The 10485-nt window shown below is 68.6% G+C and carries 10 protein-coding genes; 6 read left to right on the plus strand and 4 right to left on the minus strand.

The genetic code is table 11. The features are described 5' to 3' along the window. Positions 1-7: 7 nt before the first annotated feature. Positions 8-823 (minus strand): ThuA domain-containing protein, encoded by an 816-nt coding sequence (locus tag ACFWIW_RS39860; RefSeq protein WP_378373228.1) that lies wholly within the window; start codon positions 821-823, stop codon positions 8-10. Between the two features lie 125 nt (positions 824-948). Between ACFWIW_RS39860 and ACFWIW_RS39865 the strand changes: the two genes are divergently transcribed. Next, on the plus strand, positions 949-1833 hold the full coding sequence (locus tag ACFWIW_RS39865; protein ID WP_378373229.1) for a LysR family transcriptional regulator: 885 nt from the start codon (positions 949-951) through the stop codon (positions 1831-1833). A gap of 278 nt (positions 1834-2111) precedes the next feature. Here ACFWIW_RS39865 and ACFWIW_RS39870 read toward each other — a convergent pair whose 3' ends face one another. Together ACFWIW_RS39870 and ACFWIW_RS39875 are read right to left on the minus strand one after the other, a co-directional pair. Next, on the minus strand, positions 2112-2906 hold the full coding sequence (locus ACFWIW_RS39870) for a DsbA family protein (protein ID WP_378373230.1): 795 nt from the start codon (positions 2904-2906) through the stop codon (positions 2112-2114). 2 nt (positions 2907-2908) lie between these two features. Beyond that, positions 2909-3397 (minus strand): MauE/DoxX family redox-associated membrane protein, encoded by a 489-nt coding sequence (locus ACFWIW_RS39875; RefSeq protein WP_378373237.1) that lies wholly within the window; start codon positions 3395-3397, stop codon positions 2909-2911. A 91-nt stretch (positions 3398-3488) separates the two neighbouring features. Between ACFWIW_RS39875 and ACFWIW_RS39880 the strand changes: the two genes are divergently transcribed. Together ACFWIW_RS39880 and hrpB are read left to right on the plus strand one after the other, a co-directional pair. Further along, positions 3489-4316: a glutamate ABC transporter substrate-binding protein gene (locus ACFWIW_RS39880; RefSeq protein WP_378373231.1), complete on the plus strand. Its 828-nt coding sequence runs from the start codon at positions 3489-3491 to the stop codon at positions 4314-4316. Next, entirely contained in the window at positions 4313-6703 is a 2391-nt protein-coding gene (gene hrpB / locus ACFWIW_RS39885; protein WP_378373232.1) for an ATP-dependent helicase HrpB, read from the plus strand. The genes ACFWIW_RS39880 and hrpB overlap by 4 nt, the downstream gene beginning before the upstream one ends. Positions 6704-6743: 40 nt before the next feature. On the opposite strand, the gene ACFWIW_RS39890 is transcribed toward hrpB, so the two are convergent. Beyond that, a complete protein-coding gene (locus ACFWIW_RS39890; RefSeq protein ID WP_378373233.1) occupies positions 6744-7532 on the minus strand; it encodes an ion transporter in 789 nt (262 codons plus the stop codon). 135 nt (positions 7533-7667) lie between these two features. Between ACFWIW_RS39890 and ACFWIW_RS39895 the strand changes: the two genes are divergently transcribed. From ACFWIW_RS39895 to ACFWIW_RS39905, 3 genes are read left to right on the plus strand one after another with little or no spacing between them, the layout of a single operon-like run. Further along, positions 7668-8585, plus strand: a complete 918-nt coding sequence (locus ACFWIW_RS39895) for an ABC transporter ATP-binding protein (protein ID WP_378373234.1) — start codon at positions 7668-7670, stop codon at positions 8583-8585. After that, entirely contained in the window at positions 8582-9616 is a 1035-nt protein-coding gene (locus ACFWIW_RS39900) for an alpha/beta hydrolase family protein (protein WP_378373235.1), read from the plus strand. Before ACFWIW_RS39895 ends, ACFWIW_RS39900 begins: the two co-directional genes overlap by 4 nt. Continuing rightward, entirely contained in the window at positions 9613-10359 is a 747-nt protein-coding gene (locus tag ACFWIW_RS39905) for an ABC transporter permease (RefSeq protein WP_378373236.1), read from the plus strand. Before ACFWIW_RS39900 ends, ACFWIW_RS39905 begins: the two co-directional genes overlap by 4 nt. The last annotated feature ends 126 nt before the right edge of the window (positions 10360-10485 follow it).

Here is a 10485-nt window from a genome sequence, read left to right on the forward strand (position 1 = left end):
GTTCCGGCTACGAGGTCTTCGAGCCGCCGAGCCAAAGCAGACCGTCGATGACGAAGCGGTTCTGCACCTCACTGGCGAAGGTCGACGAAAGCGGCTGATTCGTCTCGTAGTTCATCTTGTTGTGGCCGAAGTTGGCGTAGAGCATCTTGTACTTGGCGTTGGTCCAGAGGATCGGGTAATACCCGCTGTACCAGGACTGGTTCGGATCGGTCCCGAGCGGGAAACTCACCGGATCCACCGACGCGAGGATCCGGATGTCCGGGTTCTTGCGCAGGTCGCTGTTCCAGGCGTACCACTCGCTCACCGACGAGGTGAACGTCGCGGGCAGCCGCGTCGTCGAGGGATGCGGCCGGTTCTCCACCTTCAGCGTCGCCGTCGTCGGACCCCAGGTGTTGGACTTGAACGCGCCCGTGCCGAGGAACCTGTTGTGATACCAATCCCAAGTGGACGGATTGGTGTTGAACGCGGCCACGTGGAAGCCGAAGAACGCGCCGCCCGCGTTCATGTAGCGCTCGAAGCCCGAACGCTGCGCCGAGGTCTGCGGCAGGTCGTCCAGGAACAGCACGACCTGGTACTGCGAAGGCCGCAGCGAGGTCAGCCGGTTCCAGTCGTTGGTCGCGGTGTAGCCGAAGTTGTGCTGTGAAGCGGTTTTCGGGAACCACTGGTTGGCTTCCTTGACGAAGCTGATGTGCGCCGCGTCGTAGGTGCCGTTGTAGAAGGCCAGCACCTGGAACGCGGGGGCCGCCTGCGCCGTCACCGGCGCCAACGCCAGCGCGAGACAGGAAGCGAACAGCAGAGCGAGCTGGACCGCGATTCTCCTCATACTCACCATCCATGCCGGGTGTTTGTTAAATTCATATCTTGAATTAACATCTGACAAACCGCTAGACCTGCGAAAAAGACGGTTCCCGCTGACCGGCACCGGGTCGTATCGATAACCTGGGGATTATGGAACTGCGGGATGTCGAGATCTTCCTGGCGCTGGCCGACGAACTGCATTTCGGTCGCACCGCGGAGCGCCTGCACGTCTCGCAGGCGCGGGTGAGTCAGTCGATCAAGCAGGTGGAGCGCCGGATCGGCGTCCCGCTGTTCGCCCGCACCAGCCGACGGGTCCGGCTCACGCCGATCGGCGAACGGCTGCGGGACGACCTCGGCCCCGCCTACCGCGCGCTGCACGAAGGCATCGACCGCGCGATCGCGGCCGGCCGCGGGATCGGCGGCGTGCTGCGGCTGGGCTTCGAAGCGCCTGGCGTCGCCGACCTGACCGAAGACCTGCTGGACCGTTTCCGGCAGCGCTACCCGGACACCGAACTGCTCATCCGCGAGGCCGAGTTCGCCGACCCGTTCGCGATGCTGCGATCGGGTGAGATCGACGTCCTGGTGACGCTCCTTCCGGTCGACGAACCCGATCTCACGGCCGGACCGGCCGTGTACACCGAACCGATGCTGCTCGCGGTGTCGTCGAAACACCCTTTCGCGCGAAGGAAGTCAGTCACCCTCGACGACCTCGCCCGCGACACCGTCCTTCGCGCGGCGCATCCGCCGGAGCCGTACTGGATCGAGGAACCGCGGCAGTGGCTGACGCCGGCCGGGCATCCCGTGAGCCGGGGCACCCCTTTCGCGACCTTTCAGGAGCTGCTCGCCGCGATCGCCACCGGCGCCGGTATCTGCCCGCTCGCCGCGCACGCGCGGGAGTACTTCAGCCACCCGCGAATCCGCTTCGTGCCCTTCGCCGGCTCACCCGACGTCGAGTGGGGCCTCGTCTGGCCGCGCTCCGCCGAGACAGCCCGCGTACAGGCCTTCGCCGCCGTCGCCTCCGCTTCGCGCCTCTGACCTGGGAAAGGGAGCAAGGGACCTTTGCTATCACGTCCCCAGCGAACAGGGGTGTGTGGAAATAGGGACGTTGAGTGTCCCTATTTCCACACACCCTGTACGGCGCGTAGTGGTGCTGACTGACTGTGTGGATTTCGGTGCGTTGGATGACCAGAAATCCACCCGGTCACCACGGCGCGGAGAGCAAGGGACCTTTGCTACCACCCAGCCCGACCCCGAACAGCGTGAAGGCCCCCTTCCCTCGACTGAGCCGAGGGAAGGGGGCCTTCACGGGAAAACTAGCTGACGACCTTCTGCACCCAGTCCTGCTCCAGCTTCACGACCTGCCCGTTCGAGGTGACGGTCGGCGTGCCGAAACCGGGGCCGTTGCCGAAGTCCTGCTGCAGCGACGGGTCCGTCGAGATCTTCTTGTACGCGTCCTGGATCTCCTGCTCGTACGCGCCGCTGTTGACCTTGAGCGCGAAGGCCGGGTCGGTGATGCCGACGTCCTGGCCGAGCTTGATCAGCTGCGCCTTGTCGAACCCGCGCCCGCCTTCCTCCGGCTGGTCCTTGAACAGCGCGTCGTGGAAGGCGAGGAACTTGCCGGCGTCGGCCGCGGCGAGCGAGGCGTTGGCGGAGTCCAGCGAGTAGCCCGGCGGGTCGGAGCGCTGGTTGAGCATCGGCAGCATGTGGTACCGGACCTGCAGGGTCCCGTTGTTCACCTGCTCCTCGATCTGCCCCTTGAACGACTCTTCGAACTGCTTGCAGACCGGGCAGAGGAAGTCGGCGTAGATGTCGATGGTCTTCTTCGCCTCGGGCTTGCCGACGACCACGGCCGCCCCCTCACGCTTCTCGACGACGCCGGGCGCCGAAGCGGTCGGCTGAGCCCCGATCACCTTGCCCTCGGTGCTGTCCTTGCTGGACGTCGTCCAGATGACACCACCGATCACCAGCGCGGCGAGGACGACCACCGCGACGGTGATCGCGACGACCTTCTTCTTGTCGCCGCCGGCGACGCCCCTGGCCTGTGCCACCGAGCGCGCCGCCGTCTGCTGCTGCTTGCGTTTCCGAGCGTTGCGCTCAGCTCCACCCACGATTATTCGTTCCCTTCAGCGATACCCACATAGTCGTCGTCGGCGGGGGCCCCGGAGTTCCCGAGCCAGCCGTCCACCGACAGCCAGGTCCGCGGCCGCGCGATCAGCCACACACCCAAGAGCGCGAATCCGAGGTCCCTGGCGATCTCCTGCGGATACTGCGTCTGATCCGCGGCGATCTGACCGCCACCGCCGAAGCAGCCGCAGTCGATGCTCAGTCCGCGCGCCCAGGATTGGGCGATGGCGGCGATGAGCACCGCGAGCAGCAGCACCGACAGCACCGACACCCACCGGGTGACGAACCCGGCGAGCAGGAACAGGCCGAGCGCCAGTTCGACGAGCGGCATCCCGATCGCGACCGGGCGCACGAGCCCGTCCGGCAGGACATCGAAGGCCTGTACCGCGATGTAGGTCTGACCCGGATCGCTGATCTTCAGCGCTCCGGAAATCAACCAGACGGCGGCCAGTCCGAGCCGGGCGAGTGTGCCCACGGCGTCGAGTACGACTTGGGGCGGTCTACGCACGGGCCTAGGCTAACCGCCGACCCTGAGAACAACGTGAGGCGGCGGACGGAGGCACCCGATGAGGGGACGTGCCCTGCTGGTGGCCTGCTTGATGCTGGTCACAGCGGCGGCCTGCGGCGAAGAGGCCGGTCCGTCGGATTCCGTCGTCGCGCGCGCCGTCGCGTCCAACAAGCTCACCATCGGCATCCGCTTCGACCAGCCGGGACTTTCCCGGAGGACGATGGACGGCCGATACGTCGGCTTCGACGTCGACGTGGCGAAGTACGTGGCGAGCGAACTGGGGGTCGACGAGGATCACATCACCTGGCACGACAGCAGGCCGTCGTCCCGCGAGACGGACATCACCTCGGGGATCACGGATCTGATGGTGGCGAGCTACTCCATCACCGAAAAACGCAAACAGGTCGTCGGCTTCGCCGGACCGTATTTCGACACCGGCCAGGATCTCCTCGTCCGGCTCCGGTCGACCGACATCACCGGTCCCGAGAACCTCAACGGCCGCAAGCTGTGCGCCGTGGGCGGCACGACCTCCGCCGAGCAGGTGCGCGACAAGTTCGCCCAGGCGGTACAGCTCGTCGAGTACCCGCGCTATCAGGACTGCGTCACCGCCCTCCTCGCCGGGCAGGTGGACGCGGTGACCACCGACGACGTCATCCTCGCCGGTTACGTGGCGCAGAACCCGGAGCTGCTGAGGGTCGTCGGCAAACCGTTCTCGAAGGAGAAGTACGGCATCGGCCTGCGCAAGGAAGACACCGAGGGCCGGGCGGCGGTGGCCAAGGCGATCCAGAAGATGATCTCGTCCGGGGAGTGGCTCGAATCGTTGAACCGCAACATCGGCCCGTCCGGCTACCGGATCCCGCCTCCTCCTCAGGTCACCGAGAAGTGACCCTTCCCGATCTGCCGGTTCGCGCCGTCCTGCCCGAACTGGAAGCCGCTCTGGACGCCCACGGCACCGCGGTCCTCGTCGCGCCCCCGGGGACCGGCAAGACCACCCTGGTGCCGCTCGCGCTGGACAACGGCGAGGGCAGGGTGATCGTCGCCGAACCGAGGCGGCTCGCCGCACGGGCCGCGGCGGCGAGGATGGCTTCCCTGCTCGGCGAACGGGTCGGCGAGACGGTCGGCTATTCGGTCCGCGGGGATCGGAAGGTGTCCTCTTCGACCCGGATCGAAGTGGTCACGTCGGGTTTGCTGGTCCGGCGGGTGCAGGGCGATCCCGAACTCGCCGGGGTGTCCACCGTCCTGCTCGACGAATGCCACGAACGCCATCTCGACGCGGATCTCTTGCTCGCGCTCCTGCTGGACGTACGCGGCGGCTTGAGGGAAGACCTGCGCCTGCTCGCGACGTCCGCCACGGTGGCTTCCGGACGGCTGGCGGCCCTGCTCGGCGACGCGCCGGTGATCACCGCGCACGCGAGGACCTATCCGGTCGACGTCTCGTACTCCCCGCCCGCGCGCGGTGAGCGGACAGAGGCGACCGTCGCCAGGGTGATCCGCAAAGCACTGTCCGAAGGGGACGGTGATGTGCTCGCCTTCCTGCCCGGCGCCGGTGAGATCGCCAGGGTGAGCGGGCTGCTCAACGGCCTCGACGCCGACGTGCTGCCCTTGCACGGACGGCTTTCGGCAGCGAGCCAGGACGACGCGCTGCGCCCGCGCGACCGTCGCAGGGTGGTGCTTTCGACCTCGGTGGCCGAGTCCAGTCTGACCGTGCCGGGCGTGCGCGCGGTGGTGGACTGCGGGCTTTCGCGTGTTCCCCGCGTCGATCACCGGCGCGGCCTTCCGGGGCTGGCGACAGTCCGGGTTTCGGCCGCGGTCGCCGAACAGCGCGCCGGCCGCGCCGGACGTGAGGCGCCGGGGCGCGCGTACCGGTGCTGGGCCGCGCACGAGCAAGGGTCGCTGCCCGCCTATCCCGAACCCGAGATCCGGACGGCGGAACTGGCGCGGTTCGCCCTCGAACTCGCCTGCTGGTCCACTCCGGACGGTTCCGGCCTCGCCTGGTGGGACCCGCCCGGCGAAGGCGCGCTGGCCGCCGGACGCGCGTTGCTGACCACACTCGGAGCGACCGATGAGGACGGCACGGTCACCGAACGCGGGCGGAAGATGGCCACGCTGGGCCTGCATCCGCGGCTGGCGAGGGCGTTGCTGGACGGCGCGGCGCGGACCAACGCGCGTTCGGCCGCCGAAGTCGTCGCGCTGCTGGACAGCGGTGGCACGCTGACCGACCTCGAAGCCGAGCTGCGCCGAGTACGCGGTGACGAGCGCTGGAAGCGCGACGTGCGGCGGCTTTCCCAGCTCGTGCCTGACGGCGGCAACGCCTCCGATCCTGCGCTGATCGTGGCACTCGCGCATCCCGAGCGGCTCGCGCGGCGGCGTGCCACGGGGACGCCGGTGTATCTGATGGCCGGCGGCACCGCGGCCGAGCTCCCGCGTGGCAGCGGGCTGGCCGACGTCGAATGGCTGGCCGTGGCCGAAGCCACCCGCGATCCCGGCCGCGCACAGGGCATCATCCGGCTGGCGGCGCCCGCCGACGAGGAACTCGCCGTGCGCGCGGCCCCGAATCTGGTGTCCTCAGTGGACGAAGTGCGCTGGTCTTCGGGCGACGTCGTCGCGCGATCGGTGCGGCGGCTCGGGGCGATCGTGCTTTCGGAGAAGCCGTTGCGCTCGCCCGCGCCGGACGCGATCCGCGCCGCACTGCTGGACGGTTTGCGCTCCGAAGGGCTCGGCCTGCTGCGCTGGCCGGAGGAGGGAAAGCGACTGCGCGAACGACTGTCCTTCCTGCATCGGGTGCTGGGCCCACCTTGGCCCGCGGTCTCCGATCCGGAACTCTTGTCCACTTTGGACAGCTGGCTCGATCTCGGCTCGGCCCGCCGCCGATCGGATCTGGCATCGCTGGACGCGGGCGCCGCGCTGCGCGGATTGCTGCCCTGGCCCGAAGCGTCGCGTTTGGACGAACTGGCGCCGGATCGGCTGGAGGTGCCGTCGGGCTCCCGGATCCGGGTCGACTATTCGGGCGAGCAGCCGGTGCTGGCCGTGAAACTGCAGGAGACCTTCGGCTGGCTCGCGACGCCGGAGCTGGCGGGCGTCCCCGTGGTGCTGCACCTGCTCTCCCCCGCCGGACGGCCCGCCGCCGTCACCGCCGACCTGGATTCGTTCTGGCGCAACGGTTACGCCGCCGTACGCGCCGACCTTCGCGGACGCTACCCGAAGCACCCGTGGCCGGAGGACCCGCTGACCGCCGCGCCCACCCGGCGCACTTCACGGCGCGCGTCCTCGTGAGTGGCAAGGACGGTTAGAACCGTCCTTGCCACTCACGAGGTCAGTCCGTCAGCTGATGCTGGGGCCGGGTCGGTAGCTGTGCCGCCAGCTCCTCGTCGTCCTCGCGCTCGTTCAGCCCCAGCTGCACGGCGCTGCGGATCTGCTCGCGGTTCTCCCGCACCACATGCGCGAAGAATTCGTCGATCCGCGGATCGGTCAGCACTTCGAGGATCACGCGCATCGCGGTGTCGATCACCGAACGCACCACTTCGTCATGGAACGGCAGCTTCGAAAGCCGTCCGGCCTGCGGATCGTTCTTGAGTTTCTCGGCGATGATCCCCCGCAGCAGCGTCTGGTTCTCGCCGAGTGAGCGCGCGAGGTTCTGCGGATAGTTCCCGGTTTCCAGCACCTTCACGACCTCGTCGAGCACCGCGATCGTGATCGGCTTCTTGATCGCGAGCACGATCGGCCGGGAAAGGCGTTCGACCAGCCGCTGCGTGAACCGCTCCCCGAACGCGCGGTCGGCGGTGCGCGCGAGCCGGACCAGGACCACGATGATCCGCAACAGCCGGAAGCCGCGCAGTGCCGGATGCGCGATGGGGATCATGCCGAGGATTTCGTACCAGTTGCGCAACGGGAATCGCTTCTCCCAGCCGTTGCGCCGCCACCGCCAGAGGAATTCCAGCGCGAAGATCCCGCACACCGTCGTGTCGATGACGAAGACGCGGTGCGCCGTCTCCTCCGAATGCGGGAAGAACGTCACGTAGGCGAGCAGCCCGACGGAGAACACGGCGAGGACGAGCATCACCAGGTCGAGCGGATTCACGCGCCGTTGTTCGCGGGTGGTCATGGCGCCGATTGTGCCTTTCCGCGGCGGCTCGCGCCGAGCGGCACCTGCCGAAAGTAAGGGGTGACCGATGACTTCGGGGCGATGTCCGCGGGTGTCCCCGCATCGGAGGATTCAGGGACACGAAGGAGGACGCGGATGATCACGCTTCGAGGACTCACGAAGCGCTATGGCGAGAAGACGGTGGTCGACGGGCTGACCTTCGCCGTCGAGCCGGGCAAGGTGACCGGTTTCCTCGGTCCCAACGGCGCGGGCAAGTCGACGACCATGCGGATGACGCTCGGCCTCGACGCGCCGAGCGCCGGCGAGGTCCGCATCGACGGCAAGCGGTACGAGGACCTGCGATTCCCGCTGCGCGAGGTGGGCGCGCTGCTGGAGGCCAAAGCGCTGCATCCCGGCCGGAGCGCGGGCAAGCACCTGCTGGCGATGGCGCGCAGCAACGGGATCCCGGCGAGCCGGGTGGACGAAGTGCTCGCGACGGTGGGCCTCACCGACGTCGCGGGCAAACGCGCCGGGACGTTCTCCCTCGGCATGGGGCAGCGGCTCGGGATCGCCGGTGCCCTGCTGGGCGACCCGGGCGTGCTGATGTTCGACGAGCCGGTGAACGGCCTCGACCCCGACGGCGTCCGCTGGGTGCGGCACCTGATGCGTTCGCTCGCCGAAGAGGGTCGCACGGTGTTCGTGTCGAGCCACCTGATGAGCGAGATGCAGCTGACCGCGGACCGGCTGGTCGTCATCGGCAAGGGAAAACTCCTCGCCGACGCGCCGGTCGACGAGTTCATCGCGGGCAACTCGCGGACGTCGGTCGTGGTGCGGGTGCCCGCTCCCGCCGATCTGCGTGTCCTCGACCAGCGTCTTCGCGCGCTCGGGGCGGCCACGGAAGCCGATCAGGGCGAACTGCTCGTGCACGACCTGCCCATTCATCTCGTCGGCGACGCGGTGCACGAACTCGGGATCCGGGTGCACGGGCTGACCGAGCGGACCGCCTCACTGGAACAGGCGTACATGGAACTGACCGCGTCGTCGGTCGAATACGGAACGGGAGTCGCGGCATGAAATCACTGATGGTCCTGGTGGCGGTGATCGCCGGTCTGCTGGGGGTGCCGGCGGCCGCGTCGGCGGCACCGGCGCTTTCGCTGCCCGCGCCGGACGGCCCGTTCCCGATCGGGCTGCGCACGCTGCACCTCACCGATCAGCGGAGAGCCGATCCTTGGGTGCCCGAAAAGCGCCGCGAACTGATGGTCAACGTCTGGTACCCGGCCGTGCCGATCGGGCGCGCGCCGCGGTACATGACCGAGGCCGAGTCGGCGGCCGCGGTCGCCGGGCGGAAGCTCGACCTGCCGCCGGACGCGCTGAGCAAGGTGCGGGTCCACTCGCGGGAGAACGCGCCTTCCCTGCCGGGGCGGCGTCCGCTGGTGGTGCTTTCGCCGGGCGCGGGCAACAACCGCGTCACGCTGACCTCGGTGGCCGAACACCTTGCCGCACAAGGCTTCGTGGTCGCCGGAGTGGACCACGCCTACGAAGCCTGGGCGACGGAATTCCCCGACGGGCTGCGCCAGTGTGTCGCTTGTGGACTCCCTGGTGAGCCGTGGCCCGCCGCGATCGCGAACCGGGCCGTGGACACGACTTTCGTCATCGACACGCTGTTGAAGGACCGGCGCTGGTCGATCGACGCGACGAAGATCGGGATGGCCGGGCATTCCGCCGGTGGTTCGGCGACCGCCGCCGCGATGGTCGCCGACCGGCGGATCAAAGCTGGCGTGAACGTCGACGGGCCGTTCTTCGGCGGCGTCTCCCTCGACCGGCCGTTCCTGCTGCTGACCAGCCCGACCGGTGAGAAGTACTACCGGGCGTCCTGGGACGAGACCTGGCCGCGGCTCACCGGCCCGAAGAAACAGGACCTGGTCGAGAACAGCGGCCATTCGTCGGTGACCGACGCGGCGATCCTGATCGACCAGTTGGGGCTGCGGCCGCACCTCCCGCCGGCCGAGGTCGAGAACCAGTACGGCTCGATCGACTCGCGGAAGGCGCTGAAGTTCTTCCGGGACGAGCTGGCCGGTTTCTTCGAGCAGTGGAGCGCACGATGAACGCGATCTCTTCCGAATGGACCAAGTTCTGGTCGGTGCGGTCGACCTGGTGGTGCCTGATCGGCGGCGTCTTCCTGATGCTCGCCTACTCGGCGGCGCTCGGTTTCGCGCTGCAGGACGGCAGCGAGCGCCCGATGGCGCCGCACGCCGTGGTGACCGGGGCGGCGTTCTACCTCACGCAGTTCGCCGTGGTCGCGCTGGCGACGCTGTTCATCACGAGCGAATACGCCAGCGGCGGCATCCGCTCGACCCTGCAGTGGGTCCCGGTGCGGAACCGGGTCCTCGCGGCGAAGTCGGCCGTCCTGCTGCCGGTGCTGTTCGGCTTCGGCGTGCTGAACACGCTCGCCGGTGTGGCGGTCTCGGCGCCGCTGATCCCCGCGCCCGGCTCCTCGGTGGGCGAGATCCTCGCGACCGCGGCGGGTATGGGGGCCTACTTCGCCCTGCTTGGTCTGCTCTGCCTCGGGCTGGGGACGGCGCTGCGCTCGACGGCGGGGACGATCGTGACGGTGTTCGTGTTGCTGGTGATGATCCCGATGTTCGCCGGCTCGCTCGGCTGGGAAGACCTCGTGAACTACTTCCCCGGCTTCGCGGGCGTCAACGCGATGGTCCCTCCTGGGCAGCCGAACCCGATCTTCGGCGGCGTCGCGCCCTACGCGCCTTGGGTCGGCGTCGCGCTCTGTGCGGCTTGGGCGGCGGCTGGTCTTGTCACCGGTTCCACGGTGCTGCGGCGGCGGGACGCCTGACGGGGAGCAAGGGACCTTTGCTACCACTTGGGTGCCCGAGCATGTCGCGGAATACACATTAAAGACCGCTGTTTTGCCGAAAATTGCGTTGACGACAAACCCGTCCGGAGCCCCCCCGGGCGACCG

The sequence above is a fragment of the Amycolatopsis sp. NPDC058340 genome (assembly GCF_042723975.1).
Taxonomy (GTDB): domain Bacteria; phylum Actinomycetota; class Actinomycetes; order Mycobacteriales; family Pseudonocardiaceae; genus Amycolatopsis.